General features: G+C 67.4%; 23 protein-coding genes. 7 read left to right on the top strand and 16 right to left on the bottom strand.

The window, feature by feature from the left end; translation table 11 throughout:
* Positions 1-47: 47 nt before the first annotated feature.
* Complete coding sequence (gene glmS / locus DIE23_RS05210) at positions 48-1865, top strand: glutamine--fructose-6-phosphate transaminase (isomerizing) (RefSeq protein WP_124611126.1); 1818 nt, start codon at positions 48-50, stop codon at positions 1863-1865.
* 46 nt (positions 1866-1911) lie between these two features.
* On the opposite strand, the gene DIE23_RS05205 is transcribed toward glmS, so the two are convergent.
* The 3 genes from DIE23_RS05205 to DIE23_RS05195 all read right to left on the bottom strand — a co-directional run bounded on the left by DIE23_RS05205 (position 1912) and on the right by DIE23_RS05195 (position 5517).
* Positions 1912-3153: an amidohydrolase family protein gene (locus DIE23_RS05205; protein WP_124611125.1), complete on the bottom strand. Its 1242-nt coding sequence runs from the start codon at positions 3151-3153 to the stop codon at positions 1912-1914.
* 12 nt (positions 3154-3165) lie between these two features.
* Positions 3166-4482 (bottom strand): MFS transporter, encoded by a 1317-nt coding sequence (locus tag DIE23_RS05200; RefSeq protein ID WP_124611124.1) that lies wholly within the window; start codon positions 4480-4482, stop codon positions 3166-3168.
* Positions 4483-4605: 123 nt separating this feature from the next.
* The gene (locus tag DIE23_RS05195; protein ID WP_124611223.1) at positions 4606-5517 is read right to left on the bottom strand and encodes a LysR substrate-binding domain-containing protein; all 912 of its coding nucleotides are present in this window, start codon (positions 5515-5517) and stop codon (positions 4606-4608) included.
* Positions 5518-5708: 191 nt separating this feature from the next.
* On the opposite strand from DIE23_RS05195, the gene DIE23_RS05190 reads away from it, so the two are divergent.
* Entirely contained in the window at positions 5709-6119 is a 411-nt protein-coding gene (locus DIE23_RS05190) for a TIGR02594 family protein (RefSeq protein ID WP_124611222.1), read from the top strand.
* Between the two features lie 64 nt (positions 6120-6183).
* On the opposite strand, the gene DIE23_RS05185 is transcribed toward DIE23_RS05190, so the two are convergent.
* From DIE23_RS05185 to DIE23_RS05165, 5 genes are all read right to left on the bottom strand, one after another.
* Positions 6184-7626: an efflux transporter outer membrane subunit gene (locus DIE23_RS05185; RefSeq protein ID WP_124611123.1), complete on the bottom strand. Its 1443-nt coding sequence runs from the start codon at positions 7624-7626 to the stop codon at positions 6184-6186.
* A 10-nt stretch (positions 7627-7636) separates the two neighbouring features.
* Entirely contained in the window at positions 7637-9211 is a 1575-nt protein-coding gene (locus tag DIE23_RS05180; RefSeq protein ID WP_124611122.1) for a DHA2 family efflux MFS transporter permease subunit, read from the bottom strand.
* A gap of 13 nt (positions 9212-9224) precedes the next feature.
* Positions 9225-10313, bottom strand: a complete 1089-nt coding sequence (locus DIE23_RS05175; RefSeq protein ID WP_124611121.1) for an HlyD family secretion protein — start codon at positions 10311-10313, stop codon at positions 9225-9227.
* 64 nt (positions 10314-10377) lie between these two features.
* Entirely contained in the window at positions 10378-10809 is a 432-nt protein-coding gene (locus DIE23_RS05170) for a MarR family winged helix-turn-helix transcriptional regulator (protein ID WP_124611120.1), read from the bottom strand.
* Between the two features lie 107 nt (positions 10810-10916).
* Positions 10917-11837 (bottom strand): LysR family transcriptional regulator, encoded by a 921-nt coding sequence (locus DIE23_RS05165; protein ID WP_124611119.1) that lies wholly within the window; start codon positions 11835-11837, stop codon positions 10917-10919.
* 110 nt (positions 11838-11947) lie between these two features.
* Between DIE23_RS05165 and DIE23_RS05160 the strand changes: the two genes are divergently transcribed.
* The 3 genes from DIE23_RS05160 to DIE23_RS05150 all read left to right on the top strand — a co-directional run bounded on the left by DIE23_RS05160 (position 11948) and on the right by DIE23_RS05150 (position 14133).
* The gene (locus DIE23_RS05160; RefSeq protein ID WP_124611118.1) at positions 11948-12376 is read left to right on the top strand and encodes a MarR family winged helix-turn-helix transcriptional regulator; all 429 of its coding nucleotides are present in this window, start codon (positions 11948-11950) and stop codon (positions 12374-12376) included.
* A 67-nt stretch (positions 12377-12443) separates the two neighbouring features.
* Positions 12444-13691 carry an aconitase X gene (locus DIE23_RS05155; protein ID WP_124611117.1) on the top strand — a complete coding sequence of 416 codons (1248 nt, stop codon included), beginning with the start codon at positions 12444-12446 and terminating at the stop codon, positions 13689-13691.
* Positions 13684-14133: an aconitase X swivel domain-containing protein gene (locus DIE23_RS05150; RefSeq protein ID WP_124611116.1), complete on the top strand. Its 450-nt coding sequence runs from the start codon at positions 13684-13686 to the stop codon at positions 14131-14133. Before DIE23_RS05155 ends, DIE23_RS05150 begins: the two co-directional genes overlap by 8 nt.
* A gap of 20 nt (positions 14134-14153) precedes the next feature.
* Here DIE23_RS05150 and DIE23_RS05145 read toward each other — a convergent pair whose 3' ends face one another.
* Entirely contained in the window at positions 14154-14321 is a 168-nt protein-coding gene (locus DIE23_RS05145) for a hypothetical protein (RefSeq protein WP_185646389.1), read from the bottom strand.
* A gap of 44 nt (positions 14322-14365) precedes the next feature.
* The gene (locus DIE23_RS05140; protein WP_124611114.1) at positions 14366-15448 is read right to left on the bottom strand and encodes an AraC family transcriptional regulator; all 1083 of its coding nucleotides are present in this window, start codon (positions 15446-15448) and stop codon (positions 14366-14368) included.
* A 76-nt stretch (positions 15449-15524) separates the two neighbouring features.
* Here DIE23_RS05140 and DIE23_RS05135 point away from each other — a divergent pair, with 76 nt between their 5' ends.
* On the top strand, positions 15525-17558 hold the full coding sequence (locus tag DIE23_RS05135) for an NADPH-dependent 2,4-dienoyl-CoA reductase (RefSeq protein WP_124611113.1): 2034 nt from the start codon (positions 15525-15527) through the stop codon (positions 17556-17558).
* A 192-nt stretch (positions 17559-17750) separates the two neighbouring features.
* Here the strand turns inward: DIE23_RS05135 and DIE23_RS05130 are convergent, their stop codons facing one another.
* Both DIE23_RS05130 and DIE23_RS05125 read right to left on the bottom strand, forming a co-directional pair.
* Positions 17751-18155, bottom strand: coding sequence for a DUF2471 family protein (locus tag DIE23_RS05130; RefSeq protein ID WP_124611112.1), 405 nt, complete (start codon positions 18153-18155; stop codon positions 17751-17753).
* Between the two features lie 187 nt (positions 18156-18342).
* Positions 18343-19236, bottom strand: a complete 894-nt coding sequence (locus DIE23_RS05125) for a LysR family transcriptional regulator (protein WP_124611111.1) — start codon at positions 19234-19236, stop codon at positions 18343-18345.
* A gap of 86 nt (positions 19237-19322) precedes the next feature.
* On the opposite strand from DIE23_RS05125, the gene DIE23_RS05120 reads away from it, so the two are divergent.
* Positions 19323-20108 carry an NAD(P)H-dependent oxidoreductase gene (locus DIE23_RS05120; RefSeq protein ID WP_124611110.1) on the top strand — a complete coding sequence of 262 codons (786 nt, stop codon included), beginning with the start codon at positions 19323-19325 and terminating at the stop codon, positions 20106-20108.
* A 9-nt stretch (positions 20109-20117) separates the two neighbouring features.
* Here the strand turns inward: DIE23_RS05120 and DIE23_RS05115 are convergent, their stop codons facing one another.
* The 4 genes from DIE23_RS05115 to DIE23_RS05100 form a co-directional block, all read right to left on the bottom strand.
* Positions 20118-20459 (bottom strand): hypothetical protein, encoded by a 342-nt coding sequence (locus DIE23_RS05115; RefSeq protein ID WP_311767802.1) that lies wholly within the window; start codon positions 20457-20459, stop codon positions 20118-20120.
* A gap of 67 nt (positions 20460-20526) precedes the next feature.
* Positions 20527-20817: a muconolactone Delta-isomerase gene (gene catC, locus DIE23_RS05110; protein ID WP_014900139.1), complete on the bottom strand. Its 291-nt coding sequence runs from the start codon at positions 20815-20817 to the stop codon at positions 20527-20529.
* 43 nt (positions 20818-20860) lie between these two features.
* Positions 20861-21763 carry a catechol 1,2-dioxygenase gene (gene catA / locus DIE23_RS05105; RefSeq protein ID WP_124611109.1) on the bottom strand — a complete coding sequence of 301 codons (903 nt, stop codon included), beginning with the start codon at positions 21761-21763 and terminating at the stop codon, positions 20861-20863.
* Between the two features lie 36 nt (positions 21764-21799).
* Positions 21800-22933 (bottom strand): muconate/chloromuconate family cycloisomerase, encoded by a 1134-nt coding sequence (locus DIE23_RS05100; RefSeq protein ID WP_124611108.1) that lies wholly within the window; start codon positions 22931-22933, stop codon positions 21800-21802.
* Between the last annotated feature and the right edge of the window lie 68 nt (positions 22934-23001).

Raw genomic sequence — 23001 nt, 5'->3', positions numbered from 1 at the left:
CGCAACGGCGCGCGGGTCATGGCTGAACAAACGGAAGGAGACGTGTCATGTGTGGCATCGTCGGCGCGGTCGCGCAGCGGAACATCGTTCCGATTCTGATTGAGGGTTTGCGGCGCCTCGAATATCGCGGCTACGATTCGTGCGGGGTCGCGACGGTCGTCGATGGTCAGGCGCGCCGCGAACGCAGTGTGTCGCGCGTCGCCGATCTCGACGCGCACGTGCGCCGCGCCGGGCTGTCCGGCAGCACCGGCATCGCGCACACCCGCTGGGCGACGCATGGCGCGCCCGCAACCTGCAACGCGCATCCGATTTTCTCGCGCGACGAAATCGCGCTCGTGCATAACGGCATCATCGAGAATCACGAAGCGTTGCGCAGGCAACTGTCTGAAGACAATTACAAGTTCGACGGCCAGACCGACACCGAGGTCGTCGCCCACCTGATCCACAGCAAGTACCGCGGCGATCTGCTCGCCGCCGTGCGCGATGCGACGTCGCAGCTGCACGGCGCCTACGCGATCGCGGTGTTCAGCAAGCACGAGCCGCAGCGGTTGATCGGCGCGCGGGCGGGCTCGCCGCTCGTCGTCGGCCTGAAGGACGACGAATGCTTTCTCGCGTCCGACGCGCTTGCGCTCGCGGGCATCACCGATCGCTTCATCTTTCTCGAGGAAGGCGACATCGTCGAGCTGACGCCGGGCGGCGTGCGGATTCTCGAACGCGGCGGCACGCCGGTCGATCGCCCGATCCAGACCGTCTCGTCGACCCAAGGCACGGTCGAGCTCGGGCCATACCGGCATTTCATGCAGAAGGAAATTTTCGAGCAACCGCAGGCCGTGGCCGCGACCATCCCCGATGCGGGGCTGTTCGATCCCGCGACGTTCGGCCCGGACGCCGCACGGGCGTTCGAGCAGATCGACAACGTGCTGATCCTCGCGTGCGGCACCAGCCACTATTCCGGCCTGACCGCCCGCCGCTGGCTCGAGACGATCGCACGCCTGCCCGCGCAGGTCGAGATCGCGAGCGAATACCGCTACAGCGATGCGCTCGCGCTGCCGAATACGCTGGTGGTCAGCGTGTCGCAATCGGGCGAGACCGCCGACACGCTCGCCGCGCTCAAGTACGCGCAGGCGCTCGGTTATATCGATACGCTGGCGATCTGCAATGTGCCGACCAGCGCGATGATGCGCCAGACCGGCCTGCGGTTCCTGACGCGGGCCGGCCCGGAAATCGGCGTCGCGTCGACCAAGGCGTTCACGACGCAGCTCGTCGCGCTGTTCATTCTCGCCGTGACGCTCGGCCGGCTGCGCGGCTACGTCGACGATGCACAGCTCGCGCGCTATGCGACGCAACTGCGGCGGCTGCCGGCCGCGCTCGAGGACGTGCTCGGGCTGGAGCCGCAGATCGAGCGCTGGGCGGCGGAATTCTCGCGGCGCGAGAATGCGCTGTTTCTCGGGCGCGGGCTGCATTACCCGATCGCGCTCGAAGGGGCGTTGAAGCTCAAGGAGATTTCGTATATCCATGCGGAAGCGTATCCCGCGGGCGAGCTGAAGCACGGGCCGCTCGCGCTCGTGACCGACGCGATGCCGGTCGCGACGATCGCGCCGAACGATACGCTGCTCGAAAAGCTCAAGTCGAACATGCAGGAAGTGCGCGCGCGGGGCGGGCAACTGTATGTATTCGCCGATGCCGATACGCGGATCGACAACGGCGAAGGCGTGTCGGTGCTGCGGATGCCCGATTACTACGGGCTGCTGTCGCCGATCCTGCACGTCGTGCCGTTGCAGCTGCTCGCGTATCACGCCGCGTGCCTGCGCGGCGCGGATATCGACAAGCCACGGAACCTGGCGAAATCGGTGACGGTGGAGTGACGGAAAGGGGGCCGGTCGCGGGTCGCCGGCCGACCCGCGCACGCGGTCAACGCGAGCCCGCCCGAGCCTTCACGACTTTTCCTCGCTGCAGTACGTAGGCGACGCCTTCGCCTGATCCCGCGACGATGCCGATATCGTCGAGCGGATTCCCGTCGAGCACGACGACGTCCGCGATCGCGCCTGCGGCGATCACACCCAGTTGCCCCGGCATGTTGACGATCTCGGCCGCCACCGTCGTCGCCGACCGGAGCGCTTCGAGATTGCCCAGCACGTCGGCCCGGATCCGGAACTCCCCGCACTGAAACGCATGCATTTCGCCAAGCAGGTCGGATCCGAAGCCCATCTTCACGCCGGCGTTCGCATAAATTTCCAGCGACTCGCGTCCTTTCCGCTGCACGGAAGCCACCTTGGCCACCGATTCCGCCGGCATCCCGAACTGCGCACCGTGCTGGGCAAGCGCGTCGTACGTGACGAGCGTGGGCACGACGAACGCGCCGCGCTCATGCATGAGCTTCGCCGCCGCCTCGTCGACGAGATTGCCATGCTCGATGGTCCGCACGCCGCATCGCACCGCGCGTGCGATCGCGCGCCCCGTGTAGGCATGCGCCATCACGTAGGTATTCGCGGCGTCGGCTTCATCGACGATCGCCCGGATCTCGTCTTCCGAATACTGCGTGTTCGCGATCGGGTCGGTCGGCGAAGCGACCCCGCCCGACGCCATGATCTTGATCTGCGTCGCGCCTTTCTGGATCTCCTCACGCACCGCGAGCCGCACGCCGTCGACGCCGTCGACGACACGGGCGATCGCCCCGGTGCGAAAGCAGCATGAACAGGGTTCCAGCAGATCCCCGCGCGGCCGGAAATCGCCGTGCCCGCCGGTTTGCGACAACGCCTTTCCTGACGGAAAGATGCGCGGTCCCGAAACCAGCCCCGTCTCGACCGCCTGCATCAGGCTCCAGTCCGCGCCGCCCGCGTCCCGCACGCTGGTAAAGCCGCGCGCCAGCATCGCGTCGAGAATCGGCAACGCGCGAATGGCCGCGAGAATGTTCGGCTGCGTCGCGTTGGCGCCCAGGTTCGCATTCGACGCGAGCACGTGGACGTGGCAATCGATGAACCCCGGCATCACGGTCTTGCCGCGCACGTCGATCACCCGTGCATTCGGAAAATCGACCGGCCGATCGGTGACTTCGACGATGCGCTCGCCATCGATCACGACGTGATGATGGTCGAGCAGCACGCCCCGTTCGAGGTCGAGCACGTTGCCGCCCTGAAGCACGGTAATGGTCATGGAGAAATATCCTTATCGAGTCGTTGACGCGTTGCGTCGCGCGTCCTTCACGAAGCGCGTGCCGACGAGGCTGACCGCGGCCGCGATGGTCACGTAGAGCGCGGGCGCCATGTTGCTGCCCGTGCGGGCGATGAGCCACGTCATGAGGAACGGCGCGAACCCGCCGAAGATCGTGACCGCGAAGTTGTACGCGACGGACAATCCGGTCGACAGCACCTTGGTCGGAAACAGCTCGGCGAACGCCGCGAGAATCGGCCCGGTATAGGTGGCGATCAGCATGCCGAACACCGCCTGGAACACGATCAGCGACGTGAAGCCGGGCGCGTGGTTGATCCACGCGAACATCGGCCACGCGAGCACCAGGATCGCGAGCGCCGAACCGGACAGGAACACGCGCCGGCCCCACGCGTCGGCGAGCTTGCCGACGATCGGCGAGCAGCACATGATCATCAGCCCGCCGACCATGCCGGCCGCGAAGCCGGTCGACTGCGGCAGGTGCAGCGTACGCACCGAATAGGTCGGCATGTAGAACAGCAGCACGTACGTGCAGACCGTCCACAGGATCACCATCGAGAAGCTTGCGAACGTCTCGCGCGGGTAGGCGGACAGCACTTCCTTCAGCGGCGAGCTCTCCTTCACCTGCGCCTCGACGGCGCTGAACGCGGGCGTTTCGTCGAGATGGCTGCGGATGAAATAGCCGACCGGCCCGACGACGATGCCGAGCAGGAACGGCACGCGCCAGCCCCAGGTGTGCAGCGCCTGCGCGTCGAGCGACGTCGTGACGAACGTGCCGGTCGCGGCACCGAGCAGCACCGCGAAGCCGATGCTCGACTGGATCCAGCTCGAGTAGTACGCGCGCTTCTCCGGCGGCGCGTATTCGGTGAGGAAGGCGGTTGCGCCGCCCATTTCGCCGCCGGCGGAGAAGCCTTGCAGCAGCCGCGCGACGACGATCAGCAGCGGCGCGGCGATGCCGGCCTGCTCGTAGGTCGGCGCGAGCCCGATCAGCGCGGTGCCGAACGCCATCAACAGGATCGTCAGCGACAGCGCGGCCTTGCGCCCGACCTTGTCCGCGTAGACGCCGAGCACGATGCCGCCCACCGGCCGCATGAAGAAGCCGACGCCGAACGTCGCGACGGTGAGCAGCACCGACGTCAGCTCGTTGCCGGTCGGGAAGAACAGCTTCGCGATGATCACCGCGAAGAAGCTGTAGACGGTGAAGTCGAACCATTCGAGGCCGTTGCCGATCACGGTCGCGACGATGGCGCGGCGGCGCTGCTGCGTGGCCGCATCGACGGAATGCGCGGCGCGCGGGGAAAGCGTTCCTTGCATGGTCTCTTCCTTTGTCAGAAGACGGGACGGGTGTCCCGCGTGAACCCCATGCTAAGGACGACCGGTTTTTTTTCTGAAACGAAAGATTTGCATGCACGCATGCGCCCAGCGCATGCATCGTGTTTACGGCGCGGTCTGCTGGTCCGCCTGTTCGAACAGCCAGCGCGAAAACAGCCGCGCCGCCTGGTTCTGCGCGCGGTCGTTCGGCGAGATCACGTAGTAGCCGCCGCCGTGGCTCGCGGACGCCTCCGTCACGCGCACGAGCAGGCCGGCCTCGATGCACGCGTCGATCATGTAGCGCCAGCCGAGCGACACGCCCTGGCCGAGGATGGTCATCTGCACGATCTGCGGATACGAGTTGATCGTGATGTCCTGCGGCTGCGCCTTCTGCCGGTCGACGTCGTTCATGTCGAACCATTCGGACCACGACATCCACTGGCGCTGGCCGTCCTCGAGGCGCAGCAGCGTCTCGTTGGCGAGGTCGGCCGCGCTCAGCGCGCGGCCGGCCAGGTAGCCCGGCGCGCAGACGGGGAAGACTTCCTCGTCGAACAGGCGGCGCGCCGTGTATTCGGCCGGCGCCTGCTGGCGCACGTAGTAGACGCCGACGTCGAATTCCGCGGGCGACATCGACGCCAGGCCGTCGCGCACGATCAGGCGCAGCTTGATGTTCGGATACGCGGCGCGGAACGCCGGCAGGCGCGGCGTGAGCCACAGCAGCGCGACACCGGACGAGCAGGCGATCGTCAGTTCGAGATCGCCGTACGGCTTCATCACGTCGTGCGTGGCTTCCGCGCATTGGGTGAGCAGGTGATGAACCTGCGCCGCGTATTGCTCGCCGGCGATCGTCAGCCGCAGCGAGCGGTGTTCGCGGACGAACAGCGAGCGGCCGAGGAATTCCTCGAGCTGCTGGATCTGGCGGCTGATCGCGCTTTGCGTCAGGTGCAGTTCGGCGGCGGCCTTCGTGAAGCTCGCATGCCGCACGGCGGCTTCGAACGCGACGAGGCACTGAAGGGGCGGCAGGGGCGTGATGCGCATGGCGGGCGTAAAGGTCGAGGTCGCTGCCGACATGATACGGGCGTACGAGCCCGAGATCGCATGCCGGAAAAGGCACTGCCGGCTGGCCGTATTCGTGCGAAGATTGAGTGACATTCCACCCGCATTCCATCGAGACCGTCGTGATCCGATCGAACCCCGAGGGCAACCCGCCAGCCGGCCTTCCGCCGTGGATGCCCGTCGCACTGGCCGAACTGGGCATTCGCCGCTTCCCGCACGGCAGCATCAATCCGCGCATCGTCGAATACAACAACCACACGAATCTCGTCGGCTACGACGACAAGATTTCGTGGTGCTCGTCGTTCGTCAACTGGTGCATGGCGCATGCGGGCATCCGCGGCACGGGCTCGGCGCTCGCGCGTTCGTGGCTCGAATGGGGGCGGCCGCTGGCGCGTCCGGAGTACGGCTGTATCGCGATCCTGACGCGCGACGACCCCGCGAGCTGGAAGGGGCACGTCGGGTTCTATCTGCGTCACGACGACGACCACGTGCACCTGTTCGGCGGCAATCAGCTTGAAGAGGTGCGCGAACTCGCGTATCCGGTGAGCGAGGTGATCGGATACCGCTGGCCCGACGCCGGCTGACCGAGCCGTACGCGGGCGCCCTGTACACACGGACAATGGAGCCGGCGTCGCATGGCGGCCGCAGTCAGTTCTTCGCGGCAGCGACAGCCACGGCCTCCGTCCCGCCCGCCGCGTCGTTCCTGCTCCACCCACCCCCGAGCGACCGATACAACGCGACCGCCGCCAGCGCATGCTCGCGCTTGACCTGATTGAGCGCATCCGAATCCCGCAGATACACCTCCTGCGCCGACAGCACGTCGAGAAAATCCGTCGCGCCGCCCTTGTAGAGCTGGTTCGCCAGCCCGAGCGCCTTGTCCGATGCCGCGAGCGCGCTGTCGAGCCGCCGCGTCGCTTCATCGCTGCTGACGAGGTTCGCACGCGCATCCTCGACTTCCCGCAGCGCCTGCAGCATCGTCTGCCGCAACCCGAGTTCCGACTCGCGCATCCGGCTTTCGCTCTGGGTGATGTCGGCCGTGATCCGCCCCGCGTTGAAGATCGGGCTCGCCGCGCTCAGCGCCGCGCTGAACAGGTTGTCGGTCAGCGTCGGCAACCCGAGATACGACGCTGCCAGAATCCCGTCCGTCAGGTTCAGCGAGAACTTCGGATACCGCTCGGCCTTCGCGACACCGACCTGCGCCGCGCGCCGCTCGACCTGTGCGTAAGCGGTCAGCACGTCCGGCCGCCGCAGCAGCGCCTGCGAAGGCAGCGTGGCGGGCGACCCGGCCGGCGGCGCCGGAATCGCGCCGGCCTGCGCGAGCACGAGCCGGTCGACCGACTCGGGCGTGCGTCCCGAATACACGGCGATCAGGTTGAGCTGATGCGCGATCTGCGCCTGCGTCGGCGGAATCCGCGCTTCGAGCGCATCGAGCTGGTTCTGCGCGCGCGTGACGTCGAGTTCCGTCGACAGCCCGAACGCCTGCCGCTTGCGCGTGAGTTCGAGTGCATGCTGACGGATCGCCGCGTTGTCCTGCAGGATTTTAAGTTCCTGCTGCGCCCAGCGCAGGTCGACATAGGCGGAGGCCGCATCGGCCGCGAGCGCGAGCCGCATCGCGTCTTCCGCATGCTGTTGCCCGACCAGCTCGGCCTGCGCGGCCAGCAGGTCGAGCCGTTCGCCGCCGAACACGTCCGGCGACCAGCTTAGCGCGAGCCCCGCGCCGGCCTGCCGCACATAGCCGAGCGGCGGCGGCGTGTTCTGGCGCGCGTCGGCCGCATGCGCGGTCGCGTCGAGTTCGGGCAGCAGCACCGCGCGCTTCTGCACGGTCAGCGCCTGCGCCTGCTTCACGCGTTCGGCGGCGGCCTGCAGATCGAGGTTGCCGTCGAGCACGGTCGCGATCAGCCGGTCGAGCACGGGATCGTGGAACTGCGCCCACCATGCGGCGGCGTCAATGTCCGCGCGCGGCACGTCGGTGTCCCATGCGGCCGGCGCGAGCGATTGAACGGAATCGTGCAGCGCGGGATGTTGCGCGGGCTGCACCGCGCAGCCGGCGGCGAACGCGCTGACGGCGAGGGCGACGAGTAGCTTTTTCATGATGAGGGTCTCAGTGCGCGTCCGGCGGCGGCGCGTTCAGGGTGATGGGGCGGGAAAACGCGACGGCGATCAGTGCGACGACGAAGCACAGCGACAGCGCGTAGTACGCATCCGCGTAGGTGAGCGTCAGCGCTTCGCGATAGATCAGGCGGTGCAGGTTCGCGAGGCCGGCCTGCGCGGTATCCAGCGTGTCGCCGGCCACCGAGGTCCAGTACGCGGCCTGGCGGTCGAGCAGCGACGCGACTTGCGGCTCGCCGGCGCTCACGTGCTCGTTCAGGCGCAGGTAGTGGAAGTTCAGCCGGTCGTTGAGCATCGTCGCGCTCACCGCGATGCCGATCGCACCGCCGAGGTTGCGCATCAGGTTGAACAGGCCGCTCGCCGATTTCAGCCGCGACTGCGGCAGCGAGCCGAGCGCCATCGTCACGATCGGCGGCACGCTGAACTGCTGGCCGATGCCGCGCAGCGCCTGCGGCAGCAGCAGTTCCCGCCAGCCCCAGTCGTGCGTGATCGGCGTGTACAGGTAGCAGCCGAGGCCGAAGCAGATGAGCCCGAACACGAGCAGCGCTCGCATGCTGAAGTAGCGCGCGGCGAAGGCATACGCGCAGAGCGCGAGCAGCTGGAACGCGCCGACCGACAGCAGCGCGATGCCGATCTGCAGCGAACTGAAGGCACGCACCTGGGCAAGAAACAGCGGCGTGAGGAACACCGTCACGAAGATCCCGATGCCCGTCACGAACGACAGCAGGCTGCCGATCCCGAAGTTGCGCACGGCGAGTGCGCGCAGGTCGACGACCGGATCGTCGGCGGTCAGTGCATGCACGATGAACAGGAAGCCGCAGATGCCGGAGATCCACGCGCAGATGACGATCGCGTCGTCGCTGAACCAGTTCTTGCGCGGGCCTTCCTCCAGCACGTATTCGAGGCAGCCGAGGAAGCCCGACATCAGCGCGATGCCGAGATAGTCGCCGCGCTTGATGAGGCTCAGGTCCGGCTCGTCGATGTGTACGTAGCGCGGCACCAGCACGGCCACCGCGATGCCCGGCACGAGGTTCAGGTAGAACAGCCAGTGCCACGACCATTGATCGGTGATCCAGCCGCCGATCACCGGCCCGATCGCCGGCGCGAGCGACGCCAGCGCACCGATCGTCGTCGACGCGATCAGCCGCTGCTTGCCCGGGAACAGCACGAACGCGGTCGTGAACACGGTCGGGATCATCGCCGCGCCCAGCGCGCCCTGCAGCCCGCGGAACAGGATCATCGAGTTGATGTCCCACGCGAGCCCGCACAGCATGCTCGTGATCGTGAAGCCGACGGCCGACGCGACGAACAGCCAGCGCGTCGACATCACCTTCGACAGCCAGCCCGACATCGGGATCACGATGATCTCGGCGATCAGGTAGGCCGTCTGCACCCACGACAGCTCGTCCTGGCTGGCGGACAGGCCGCCGCCGATGTCGCGCAGCGACGACGCGACGATCTGAATGTCGAGCGTCGCCATGAAGAAGCCGACGCACATCAGCGCGAACGCGAAGACGCGCTGCTTCGTCGGTTGCGACGCGGGGTCGCCGGAAAACGCGGTGGTCATCGTCGGCTCCCGTTCAGTTCGCGTGGTCGGTGTGCACGATCACGACCGCGGAGAGGCCCGGGCGCAGCACGTGCTCGATGCCCGGTTGCGGATCGAGATGCACGCGCACCGGCACGCGCTGGACGATCTTCGTGAAGTTGCCGGTCGCGTTCTCGGGCGGCAGCACGCTGAAGGTCGCGCCGGTTGCCGGCGCGAGGCTGTCGACGCGGCCATGCAGGCGCGTGCTCGACGCATCGAGCGCGACGTCGACGCGATCGCCCGCCCGCATCTTGCGCAACTGGTCCTCCTTGAAGTTCGCATCGATCCACAGCCCCGACGCGGGCACGACCGTCAGCAGCGGCACGCCGACGTTCGCGAGCATCCCGACGCGGCCCGTGCGGTTGCCGACGTAACCGTCGACCGGCGAGCGGATCGTCGTGTACTCGACGTTGAGCGCCGCGACGCGTTGCGCGGCAAGCGCCGTGTTCACGCGGGCACGCGCATCGGCGAGCTGCGCGCCGAGCACGTCGAGTTGCCGCTTGGACGCGAGCAAGGCGGCGTCGCTGCGCGCGACGGCCGCATCCGCCTTCGAATAGTCGGCGTCCGCGCGTTCGACGATCTGGTTCGACACCGCATCGGATTTCACGAGCTCGCGGTAGCGCACGCGGTCGGACGACGCACGCGTGAGCTCGGCCGACGACGCATTCCTGTCCGCCGCATGCTGGCCGATCACCGCGTATTGAAGTTGCTGCTTCGCTTCGAGTTCGGCCACCGCGGAGCGCGCGCTGTCGACTTCCGCGCTCGCCTGCGCGAGCTTCGCATCGTAGTCGCGCGCATCGAGCCGCACGAGCACGTCGCCGACCTTCACGCGCTGGTTGTCGGTCACGAGAATCCGGTCGACGAACCCGTTCACCTTCGGCGCGAGCACCGTGACGTCGCCGCCGACGTACGCATCGTCGGTGCTTTCCTGGAAGCGCAGCACGAACAGCCAGTCGAGCGCCGCGGCCGCGACCGCGACGACGACGGCGGCCACCGCGATCCGCATCCACGGCACGCGGCGCTGCCTTGCCGGCCGGTCGATTGTGGCTGCCTCGCGCGAGGCAGCGGCTTGGGTCGTTTCCATCGATTCACCTATGTATATGCACTAATTGAAACGACCGACGACGCGTCGCCGATCGGGGAAGGGGTTAGCGTTCTGGCAGGTCGTGCGTGATCCGGAACAATTCGTCTCTGAGGCGGGCCGCCCGGGCCGGCCCGAACCGCCGCTCGAACGCTTCCTGGGCGGCGAGCCAGTACACATGCGCGTCGGCGATCTTCGTTTCGCCGTGCGCGGTCAGCGCGAACGTCTGGCGGCGGCAACGCGGCTCGATCCGGCCCGCGACCAGCGCCGCGCCGACGAGCGGCTTGAGCGCACGCAGAAGCGCCGTGCGCTCGATCACCAGCACCGCCGACAGCGTCGCCATCGTCAGGCCCGGGCGCTCCCGCAGCAGCGCGAGAATGCTGTACTGCGACGGCGTGACGCCCGCCCGCGACAGGTAGCGCTCATAGAACTGCGAGATTCGCCGGGCGGCTTGCCGGACCGCGAAGCAATCGTCATCGGTAAGCGTGGTCTTGTGCATGTGCACATGTTAGGCGGCAGGGCGGCCTGAAGCGAGGGGCGGGGCAGGATCAGATTGGTGTCGTGGCTGTACCAATCGGTGGCCGAACGGCGCGTTCTCGCGCCGGATCAGGCCGCGGCCGGAACAATCCAGCCTGCGCGGTCGCAGTACGCGGCCGTGTAGTCGATGAACGCCTTGACCTTCGCGGGCAGCAGTGCGCGGTTCGCGTAAGCGAGCTTGATTTCCACGAACGCGTCGACGAGGTCGGCGTCTTCGAGCAGCTGCACGAGCGCGCCCGATGCGAGTTCGGCTTCGACGAGCGTTCTCGGCACCACGCCGATGCCGAAGTCGTGCATCACCATTTCGCGGTTGAAGACGGGGCTGTTCGACGAGATGTCGAAGCTCAACGGCACGGTCAGCGTGTCGCCGTCGACGCGGAACGACAGCGCGGGCCGGCGCAGCGACGGCGACATCGGCACGAACGCATGACCGGCGAGTTCGGCCGGCGTCTCGGGACGCGGATGCGCGCGCAGATACGCGGGCGTCGCGACGATCACCACCGGAATGCGTTCGATGAGCCGCACGACGGTCGTCTCGCTCGTCAGCATGTACGGCACGACGATGCCGATGTCGTAGCCTTCGCCGACGAGATCGACGGGGCGCTCGGTCAGCGTGACGTCGAGGCGCACCTTCGGATGCGCGGCCTTGAAGCCGGCGATCAGCGGCACGAGCCGGTTCAGCGCGGCTGTCGTGTGCGCAACGAGGCGCAGCAGTCCCTCGGGCTCGCGCGTATGCGACTGTGCCTGCGCTTCCAGCGCGTCGAGTTCGTCGAGCACGGCCGTGCAGCGTTCGTAGATGCGCTCGGCGGTTTCGGTCAGCGAGACCTGGCGCGTGGTCCGGTGCAGCAGGCGGCTGCCGAAGCGCGCCTCCAGATCCGCGACCGCCCGCGACACGACCGGCCGCGCGAGGCCGTGCATGTCGGCGGCGCGCGTGAAGCTGCGCGTTTCCACCACCGACCGGAAGATCCGCAGCTTGTCGATGTAGTCCATGTTCGTCTCCTCGAGGCGATGGCGAGGCGCCCGATGCACACGGCCGGCCCGGCCATGTTACGGCGGAGTGTACATTGACTTTATGCATATGCACATATAAATTGCCCGTCATGAACGATATCCAGATGGCCCAGGCCTGCAATTGCCTCGCGCTGCGTCAGGCGGCGCGCTTCGTCACGCAACTTTACGAGCGGCATCTGGCCCCGGTCGGCGTCACGCCCGCGCAGTTCTCGATCATGGCGAACCTGTCGCACCGGCCCGGCCTGGTGATGAGCGAACTCGCCGATCGGCTGGTGATGGATCGCACGACGCTGTTGCGCGCGCTGAAGCCGCTGCAGCGAGACGGATTCGTCGCCGCGGCCGCGTCGGAGCAGGACGCGCGCGCGCACGCGCTCAGCCTGACGAAACTCGGCGAGCGTACCTACGCGCAGGCGAAAGTCGCGTGGCAGGCCGCGCAGGACGAGTTCGAGACGCAGTTCGGCCGCGGCCGGGCCAAGGCGCTGCGCGACGAACTCTTCAGCCTGACGGCGCAGCGATAGGGGCAACGCGCGCGGTAGTATGACGAAAGCGATCCGGATCCACCGGACGAGACACGAGGAGCACCCCATGCTGAAGTTGAGCGAGCGCGACGACGCGATGTTGCGCGGCGCATTCGGCGACGGCGTCGCGCGCGCGATGCGGATCGTCGCGCGCACGGCGGAGGTCATGTCGGCGCCGCACCTGATCGACATCACGTCCGCGCATATCGACGGCTGTCTTTATCACGGCCAGACCAGCCTCGACTTCGTCGAGTATTTCGTCGACACCCGCGCGCGGGTCGCGGTGCCGACCACCCTGAACGTCGGGTCGCTCGACCTGATCCATCCCGAGCTGTATCACGGCGACCGCACGATCCAGCGCGACGCGCAACGCCTGATGGATGCACACCTGCAGCTCGGCTGCGAATCGAGCTTCACGTGCGCGCCGTATCAGCTGAAGCATCGTCCGCGCCTCGGCGAGCAGATCGCATGGGCCGAGTCCAATGCGATCGTGTTCGCCAATTCGGTGCTCGGGGCACGCACCAGCCGCTATGGCGACTTTCTCGACCTGGCCGCCGCGATCACCGGACGCGCGCCGTATGCGGGCCTGCACGTCGAATCGAATCGCGCGGCGCGGATCGTGTTCAACGCGCCGGACTTCGGCCACCGTCCGTCGCGCGACATCCATTTCGCGGCGCTCGGATTGCTGATCGGCAGGATTGCCGGCGCGACCGTGCCGGCGATCGTCGGGCTGCCCGCGGACACTACCGAAGACGAACTCAAGGCGCTCGGCGCGGCCGCCGAATCGAGCGGGGCGGTCGCGCTGTTCCATGCGGTGGGCGTCACGCCCGAGGCGCCGACGCTCGACGCCGCGTTGCACGGGCAGGCGGCGCAGCGAACGGTCGACGTCGCGATGGCCGATCTCGACGAGATCCGCCGCACGCTGAACCACGGCGCGGACGGCGATGCGCTCGTCGCGGTCGCGCTCGGCACGCCGCACTTCTCGCTGGCCGAATTCCGCACGCTCGACGCGCTGCTCGATCAGTTCGGCGGCAAGCCGAAGTGCGATTTCTACGTGAATACGAGCCGCTTCATCCTGTGGGAGCTCGGCGAGCTCGGGCTTGCCGACAAGTTCGACGCGCGCGGCATCCAGATCGTCGTCGACACCTGCACGTACATCACGCCGGTGATGAAGCAGTTGTCGGGTCTGGTGATGACCAACTCGGGGAAGTGGGCGTCGTATGCGCCCGCGAACATCGGCGTCACGGTGGCGTACGGCAGCATGCGCGAGTGCGTGCGGTCCGCGTTCGAAGGAAAGGTGCGATTCGATGACTGACGCAAGGATCGGGAAACTGACGGGCGACACGCTCGTGCCGGGCAGCGCATGCGCAAGGACGATCGTGCTCGACAAACCGCTCAGCTTCTGGGGCGGCTACGACTCGGGCGCGGGGCGGATCGTCGATCGCGGGCATCCGCAGGCGGGCGTGAGCCTGGCCGGCCGGATCATGGTGATGCCGCACGCGAAGGGTTCGAGTTCGAGCAGCAGCGTGCTCGCGGAAGCGGTGCGCAACGGCACGGGCCCGGTCGGGATCGTGCTGAAGGAGCGCGACCTGATCATCTCGATCGGCGCGATCGTGGCTGCTGAGCTCTATGCGATCGCGGTGCCGGTGGTGTGCGTGACGGACGACGTGTATGACGCGATCGTCGCCGCGACCGGCGAGGTGCGGATCGAGGCAGGCGAGGGGGACGGTGGCGCGCGGATCGACGTTGGCGGCTGAAGCGTCTCGCCCACGCCGGCTCAGATGAAGCGGATGCGCGGCATATCCTCCGGCGTGAGCGACAGTGCGTTCCTGGCGGCATTCATCTCGCGTTTGCCGCCCGGTTGCTTGAGCCGTCGGATTTCGGGCCACACGATCAGACCGAACACCGAACGCAGGATCGTGCTCGCCACGAAGAAGCCGATCACGGCTGCGCCGACGCCCGGGCGGGCGCATCTCCCGCGTTTCCGCATCATTCGCGCGCCGTTCCCGCCGCCGCTTCCCGGTACGCACTCGGCGTTTGCCCGGCCCAGCGCCGGAACGCCCGTGTGAAATTCGCCGGGTCGGTGAATTGCAGCCGCTCGGCGATCGTCTTCAGGTCGAGGTCCGACGCGGCGAGCAACTGCTTCGCGTCGCGAAACCGCGCTTCGTCGAGCAGTTGCCGATAGCTCGATCCGGCGTCCTCGAGCCGGCGCCGCAGCGTGCGCGTCGACACGAGCAGCGCGTCGGCGAGTGCCTCAGGGCTCGAATAGTCGCCGGCCGTGCGCGCCAGTTCCGCGCGCACGCGCTCGACGAGATCGCCTTCCTCCTGGCGCACCTGCGCATACTCGCGCTCGACCTGCACGAGCGCTTGCCGGTGCGCGACTTCATCGGCCAGCGGCAGCGGCCAGTCGAGCACGTCGCGCGCGATCCACAGCGCATTCGCCGGGCAGCCGAATTCGACCGGCGGCAACTGGTCGCGATAGCGCGCGAAATAACCGGGCTCGGGCCACGTGAACCGCAGCGCAATCGGCGGCGACGCCCGCCCGGACCACTGCGCGATGTTCTGCGCGAGCCCCGTCAGCACGAACTCGAACATCACGTGATGCTGCAGCACGGGGCTCGCCTGCACGCCGTGCAGCTCGAGCGTCGCGCCGTGCTCGTCCTCCGCATAGGTCAGCCGATATTGGCGATTGCGCATCCGGAAGTAGCGCTGCGTGACGATCAGCGCGTCGCGGATGTCCCGCGCGGTCAGCGTCGCATAGCCGAGGAAGCCGTGCACGGTCGGCTTCAGCAGCAGCCCGAACGCGAGCCCGATGCCCGGATCGCCACCGATCTCGATCGCGTTGAGCACGAGCCGGCCCCATTGCGACGGCGCGACGCGCGCGTCCGGTTCGGCCAACACCGCATCGCGCAGCCCGGTGCCGGCGCGCACGGCGGCCAGATCGACGCCGCGTGCGGCCAGCGCCTGCAGCAGCAGGCGCGTATAGGCGACCGGAATCGTCGGCCGGCGTAGCCCGAGGTGGTCCTTGCGTGACGGGGAGGTCATGTCGATTTGGCCGGAAATGACAAGCATTATGGCTGTTTGCCCCCTCACGTTCAAGGCGGCGCGCGGCCTACGATGGCATTCATCGCTTAACCGCAGAACGATCATGACGACCCCCTTTCCCCACCTGCTCGCGCCGCTCGACCTCGGCTTCACCACGCTGAAGAATCGCGTGCTGATGGGCTCGATGCACACGGGCCTCGAGGACAGCCGCAAGACGCTGCCGCGGCTCGCCGACTATTTCGCCGAGCGCGCGCGCGGCGGCGTCGGCCTGATCGTGACCGGCGGCTTCGCGCCGAACGTGGCCGGCTGGACCAAGCCGTTCGGCGGCACGCTGATGACGTCCGCCGGCGCGCGGCGCCATCGTGTGATCACCGACGCCGTGCATGCGGACGACGGCAAGATCGCGCTGCAGATCCTGCATACGGGCCGCTACGGCTACCATCCGTTCGCGGTCGCGCCGTCGAAGATCAAGTCGCCGATCTCGCCGTTCGCGCCGCACGAGCTCAGCGCGCGCGGCGTCGAGCGTCAGATCCGCGCGTTCGTCCGCTGCGCGCAGCTCGCGCGCGAGGCCGGTTACGACGGCGTCGAGATCATGGGCTCCGAGGGCTACCTGATCAACCAGTTCATCTCGATGCATACGAACAAGCGCACCGACCAGTGGGGCGGTTCGTACGAGAACCGGATCCGCCTGCCGATCGAGATCATCGAGCGCACGCGCGAAGCGGTCGGGCGCGATTTCATCCTGATCTATCGGCTGTCGATGCTCGACCTGATTCCGGACGGCAGCGACTGGAGCGAGACCGTGCAGCTCGCGAAGGCCGTCGAGCGCGCGGGTGCGACGATCATCAACACGGGTATCGGCTGGCATGAGGCACGCGTGCCGACGATCGCGACGTCGGTGCCGCGCGGCGCGTTCGCGTGGGTGACGAAGAAGATGAAGGGCGAGGTCGGCATCCCGCTCGTGACGACCAACCGGATCAACCGGCCCGAAGTGGCCGAGCAGATTCTCGCGGACGGCTGCGCGGACATGGTGTCGATGGCGCGCCCGCTGCTCGCCGACGCCGAGTTCGTCGTCAAGGCCGCACAGGGTCGCGCCGACGAGATCAACACCTGCATCGGCTGCAACCAGGCGTGTCTCGATCACGCGTTCAAGAACGAGATCGCTTCGTGCCTGCTGAACCCGCGTGCATGCCACGAGACGGAGCTGACCTATACGCGCGTGCGGCAGCCGAAGCGCATCGCGGTGGTCGGCGCAGGGCCGGCCGGGCTTGCATGCTCGACCGTGCTCGCGCAGCGTGGGCACCACGTCGACCTGTTCGACGCGGCGTCGGAGATCGGCGGCCAGTTCAACATGGCGAAGCGGATTCCGGGCAAGGAGGAGTTCGACGAAGCGCTGCGTTACTTCGGCCGTCAGGTCGAGCTGACCGGCGTGAACCTGCACCTGAACCGTCGCGTCGACGCGAGCGACCTGATCGCGGGCGGTTACGACGAGATCGTGCTCGCGACCGGCGTGGCGCCGCGCGACCCGAAGATTCCCGGGCAGGACGGGCCGAACGTGCTCAGCTATATCGACGTGCTCGCCGGCAGGCAGCCGGTCGGCCGGCGTGTCGCGGTGGTTGGCGCCGGCGGCATCGGCTTCGATGTCGCCGAGTATCTGGTGCAGGACGGCGAGTCGCCGACGCTCGATCTGGAAGAGTGGAAAGCGGAGTGGGGCGTGACCGATCCGGCCGCGACGCGCGGCGGCGTGACGCGCGCGCAGGTCGCCGCGCCGGCGCGCGAAGTGACGCTGCTGCAGCGCAAGGCGGCGCCGCTCGGCAAGGGGCTCGGCAAGACGACCGGCTGGATTCACCGCGCGACGCTGAAGATGAAGCAGGTGAAGATGATCGGCGGCGTGAACTACGAATTGATCGATGCACGCGGGCTGCACGTGTCGTACGGCGAACAGCGTACCGATCACGAACTGATCGAAGCCGACACGATCGTGCTGTGCACGGGGCAGGAACCGCAGCGCGCGCTGCTCGCGCCGCTGCAGGCGGCCGGACGCTCGGTGCACCTGATCGGCGGCGCGGAACTGGCGGCCGAACTCGATGCGAAGCGTGCGATCGATCAGGGCTCGCGGCTCGCGGCGCGGTTGTGACGGGCAGCCGCCTCGGGTTTCGACACGGCGTGCGTCGCGCGGCGGTGGCTTGCCTGCGCGACGGCGCCTGACTTTCCGGTCGATGATTCGGCATCCGGTGCACGCGGGCAGCGCGGAGCGGATGTACAGCGTCGCCATGCAACGTGGCGACGCGATTCCGGCGGAACGACATCCGCTACCGGCCGGCGTACGTCAGGCCGCTTCGGCCCGCTCTTCCTCTTCCGCTTCCAGCATCGCCTTGACGATCAGGTAGACGGCCGGCAGGTCGTCGTCGTCGCGACGCCAGTCGACCGGCTCCTCGACGTCCGCGGCGACCAGCCGGCTGTCGCGCAGGCGGATGAACGCGTCGACGACCGTCGGATCGTTGCGGCTCAGGAAACCGGTATTCGAGAACGCGAGTTCCTCGACGTTCAGCAGCGCCTCCCAGCTCATCGTGCGGACCGCGGCCGGATGGGTGCGGCGTCGCAGGCCGAGCGCGCGTTGCGCAGGGCCGCCGACGACACGCTGCAGGTCGACGACCGCCCGCTGCGCGGCACGTTCGAAGTGGACGGGGTTGAAGCCGGGTTGCTCGGGATCGAATGCGGATGACTGGAACATGGTCGCCTCACAAAAGTCCGTCCGTCATGAGTGACGGAATTCGGGTCAAATGGTGCAAAAGCACTGTAAATATATACAGTGTTCGAGGCGGTTTCAAGTCCTGAATGCATCGGTATTCGTCGACCCGGGTTCGAGCGGGGGAGCGATGGCGGCCGACGCGTGCAACCGTGCCGTTTCCGCGAGCGACTCACACCGACGCGGCGATCGTCTCTCGCAACCACCGATGCGCCGGGTCGCGATGCACGCGTTCGTGCCACAGCATCGACATTTCGTAGCCGGGGACCTCGACCGGCGCGTCGACCACGCGCAACGCGGGCGTACCGCGCACCAGCCGCTCGGGCAGCATCGCGACGAGGTCCGTGCTGGCGACGGCCGACATCACGAACAGGAAATGCGGAACGGACAGCACGACACGCCGCGCGGCACCCGCTTTCGCGAGCGCTTCGTCCGTCACGCCGAAGAAGCCGCCGCCGTCGGGCGACACGATCACGTGTTCCAGCGCGCCGAACTGCGCGAGCGTCGGACGCCGCTTCAGTTTCGGATGACCCGCGCGGCCGACGAGCACGTATCGCTCGACGAACAGCGGCAGGCGTCGCATCCCTTCCGGCGAACCCTCGGTCGTGTGGAAGGCCAGGTCGATGCCGTTTCGTTCCGCGTCCTGCTCGATGCGCGGCGGTACGAGCTCGACGACGGCAAGCCGCGTGGCGGGCGCGGCCGAACGCAGCGTGTTCAACGCGGGCAGGACGATCGTCGATTCGCCATAGTCGGTCGCGGCCACGCGCCAGGTATTCGTCGCGGTTGCCGGATCGAACGGCGTGGCCGTCAGCACCGCGCGCTCGACCGCGTCGAGCGCGTCACGCAGCGGCTCGCGCAGCGTTTCCGCCCGCGCGGTCGGCCGCATCCCGCGCGGCCCCGGCAGCAGCAGCGGATCGCCGAACAGGTCGCGCAGTTTCTGCAACTGCACGCTGACCGACGGCTGCGACATGTTCAGTTTTTCGGCCGCCCGCGTGACGTTGTGCTCGGCGAGCAGCACGTCGAGCGTGACCAGCAGGTTCAGATCCAGTCGTCTGAGATGGTTCATGACTATACCTGGAATATCGGGAATTCATTTCCAATATACCTTCGGCGACGGCATCCTGCAGTCATTCAATCAACGGAGCAGTGAACATGAACGTGCTGATCGTCTATGCCCATCCCGAACCGCGCTCGCTGAACGGTGCGCTGCGCGATTTCGCGGTCGAGCATCTCGAAGCGGCAGGCCATGCCGTGCAGGTGACCGATCTGTATGCGATGAACTGGAAGGCCGCGTTCGACGCGAACGACGTGACCGACCGGGCGCACGACGCGCGTTTCGATCCCGCGCTCGATTCGAAGCGCGCGTTCGAGTCGGGCACGCAGCGCGACGACATCGCGCGCGAACAGGACAAGCTGAAGTGGGCCGACGCGGTGATCCTGCAGTTTCCGCTGTGGTGGTTTTCGATGCCGGCGATCATGAAGGGCTGGGTCGAGCGTGTGTATGCGTACGGCTTCGCGTATGGCGTCGGCGAGCATTCCGACCAGCATTGGGGCGACCGTTACGGCGAAGGTTCGCTCGCGGGCAAGCGCGCGATGGTGATCGTCACGACGGGCGGCTGGGAGTCGCACTACAGCGCGCGCGGCATCAACGGGCCGATCGACGACGTGCTGTTCCCGATCCAGCACGGGATCCTGTATTACCCGGGGCTCGACGTGCTGCCGCCGTTCGTGATCTACCGGACGGGAAGGATGAACGACGTGCGTTTCGACGAAACGCGTGCGGCGCTCGGCAAGCGTCTCGACGAACTGTGGACTGCGCGGCCGATCCCGTTCCGGCGGCAGAATGCGGGGGACTACGAGATTCCGGCACTGACGCTGAAGGCGGAGATCGCGTCGGAGAAGGTAGGGTTTGCGGCGCATCTGGCGCACGGGCAGTGAGGGTGTGGATCACGACCGGTCGATGCGCCGTTCGACGCGCAGGCGGCCCGGCGGTTCAAAGTAGGTGCCGAAGCGCACGAGCCCGGCGTTCTTCAGATGGCATGTCATCTCGAAGCTGACCAGGATGCCGGGATCACGGTTGTCGACGATCCCGACGTCGATCGAACGGATGCGCGGCTCGAATTTCAGTAGCGTGGCTTCCATCTGCTGCTTGAGCAAGTGCGACGATGCGGGCAGTGCCTTGTAGATGTTCGAGAGGTCGGGCAGCTGGACGCTGGACCAGATTGGCGACGGCTTCGAGTTTTCCCGGTCGCTGCCGAGAGTCGAATAGTCGTAAATGCAGGCGTGCATGGCGTCACCACGATGCCATGTCCTGCGACCCATGCCCCGGATAACCGGTGCATGGGCCACACAGGCATTACCGATCGTCTTCCCGCACCGAAGAAGGATGCCGGCACAGCGCCCGCACCTCCATCTCCATATACGGAAACAACGGCAGCTGACTCAACAGGTCATGCAGTTGCTGCACGCTCTCGACGTCGAAGATACTGACGTTCGCATACTGCCCCGCGATCCGCCACAGATGCCGCCAGATGCCTTCGTTCATCAGCCGCTGGCACATCGCCTTCTCTTCGGCCTTCAGCGTGGCCGCCTTGACCGGATCCATGTCCGCCGGCAGACGGACGGTCATTTCCACATGAAACAGCATCCTGCACTCCTTGCGTTGTCGGTTCGTCGAACGGGACGGCCGCTCAGGCCTGCGCCCGCGCCCGCTCGACTTCGCTCGCCGGCACGTCCTGCTTGTCCTTGAGCAGCGAGAAATCGAAGTCGATCAGCGCGAACTGCCCGTCGACGCCATACGGCTTGCCTTCCGCGCCCTCGGCCTGCTTGACCTTCGGGATCAGCCCTTCGCGGGTCGCGAAGGCGAAGTCGTCCCAGATGTGCGGATCGCCTTCAATGTTGATCTGCGTCGTCAGCTTACGATATCCGTCCGCGGAAACGAAGAAGTGGATGTGCGCAGGACGATGGCCGTGGCGGCCGAGCTGGTCGAGCAGCTGCTCGGTCTTGCTGCCCGGCGGCACGCTGTAGCCGACCGGCAGCACGCTGCGGAAGCTGTAGCGGCCCTCGGCATCGGTGCGGATCGAGCGGCGCAGGTTGAACGCCGGTTGCGACTGGTCGAAGTACGAGTAGCAGCCGAGATGGTTCGCGTGCCACACCTCGACGAGCGCATTGGCGAGCGGCGCGCCGTCCTGGCCGAGCACCTGGCCGCGCATGATCAGCGTCTGGCCCGGATCGGTGCCGTCGTCGAGACGCGCATGGCCGACCGATTCCGGTGCGCCCGCGACATACAGCGGCCCTTCGATCGTGCGCGGCGTGCCGCCGTGGAAGCCGGCCTTCTCCTCGGCCTCGTCCATGCGCACGTCGAGGAAGCGCTCGAGGCCGAGGCCCGCGGCGATCAGCCCGAATTCACGGCCGGCTTCGTTCAGGTAGTTGAGCGCGGTCCAGAACTCGCTCGGCTGCACGTCGAAGTCCTCGATCGTGTAGCAGATGTCCTTCACGATCCGGTTGACGATCGCGCGCACGCGCGGGTTGCCGGGCTTTTCCGCGGCGTCGTCGAAGGTCTTCAGCAGGGCGTCGATGGCTTGCTTGTTCATCTGTGTCTCCGGTTTCGGTTGTCGTGTCGTGTGGGATCAGCGGGCGTCGCGTCGCATCCGTTCGATGCGGGCCCAGTCGAAGGTGATGCCGAGGCCGGGCGCAGCCGGCAAGTGCAGCTTGAAATCCTGGTAGCGCAACGGCTCGACGAGGATCTCCTCGGTGAGCAGCAGCGGGCCGAACAGCTCGGTGCCCCATTTCAGCGAGCCGAACGTGCTGAACAGTTGCGCGGACGCCATCGTGCCGGCGGCGCCCTCGAGCATCGTGCCACCGTACAGGTCGATGCCAGCCGCCGACGCGATCGATGCGACGCTCGCCGCGGCGAGCAGGCCGCCCGACTGCGCGATCTTCACCGCGAATACGTCGGCCGCGCGGTCCTGCGCGAGCGCGAACGCATCGACGGGGCCGTGCAGCGCTTCGTCGGCCATGATCGGAATCTGCGCGAGCTGCGTGAGGCGCTTCAGCCCCGCGCGATTGGTCGCGGCAATCGGCTGCTCGACGAGGCTCACGCCGGCGTCCGCGAGTCGTGCGCCGGCCCGGATCGCGTCGGTTTCGGTCCATGCCTGGTTCACGTCGACGCGGACGTCGCCGCGCTCGCCGAGCGCGCGCTTGATCGCGATCACGTGCGCGACGTCGTCGTCGACCGCGTTCGACCCGATCTTCAGCTTGAATGCGCGATGGCGGCGCGCTTCCAGCATCGCCTCGGCTTCCGCGATGTCGCGCTGCGTATCGCCGCTCGCGAGCGTCCATGCAACGTCGACCGCGTCGGTCGTGCGGCCGCCGAACAACTCGGACAGCGGCACGCCGAGGCGGCGCGCCTGCGCGTCGAACAGTGCGGTTTCGATCGCGCACTTCGCGAACCGGTTGCCCTGGAACAGCTTGCGCGCACGCGCCATCGCAGCGCCCGGGCGCGTCGCGTCCATGCCTTGCAGCAGCGGCGCGAAGTAGGTGTCGATGTTGACCTTGATGCTCTCGGGGCTCTCCTCGCCATACGCGAGACCGCCGATCGTGGTCGCCTCGCCGACGCCTTCGATACCGTCCGTGCATCGAACGCGGACCAGCACGAGTGTCTGGCAATTCATCGTGGCGACCGACAGTTTGTGGGGCCTGATCGTCGGCACGTCGACGAGCAACGTCTCGATGCGTTCGATGGTGGCGGTAGTTGCTATCATGCGATTCCTCCTGTTGGTACACATGGTAGGAATTCCCGCCCGGCGTCGTCCAACACTCTTTCCGACTA

This window comes from Burkholderia sp. Bp9143, assembly GCF_003853645.1.
Taxonomy (GTDB): domain Bacteria; phylum Pseudomonadota; class Gammaproteobacteria; order Burkholderiales; family Burkholderiaceae; genus Burkholderia.
The sequence above is the reverse complement of the archived record's forward strand: the minus strand, read 5'-3'. Positions and strand labels throughout refer to the sequence as shown.